The organism is Cohnella baijiui, from assembly GCF_020731285.1.
Classification (GTDB): Bacteria; Bacillota; Bacilli; order Paenibacillales; family Paenibacillaceae; genus Cohnella.
On the sequence record NZ_JAJFOW010000476.1, the window covers coordinates 1 to 215 of the forward strand.

Sequence of the window (215 nt, forward strand, 5' to 3'; positions counted from 1 at the left end):
AATTAACCAACCCATAGCTATTCACTCCAATATGCATCGTTGCGCTTTCTATCTTTTCTTTCATCATAACATAAAAAAAGCTCCCGACTAAATCGGGAGCCTTTTTGAGAATGCGTGTATTATCCAATAGAGCCTTCCATCTCAAATTGAATCAGACGGTTCATCTCTACCGCATATTCCATTGGCAGTTCTTTCGTGAACGGTTCGATGAAGCC

General features: G+C 40.5%; 1 protein-coding gene. It reads right to left on the minus strand.

Features of this window, described 5'->3' with window-relative positions; genetic code table 11:
• Nucleotides 1–119 precede the first annotated feature (119 nt).
• Nucleotides 120–215: hypothetical protein (locus LKX83_RS33435; RefSeq protein WP_227887625.1), on the minus strand; the 96-nt coding region annotated here is incomplete at its 5' end.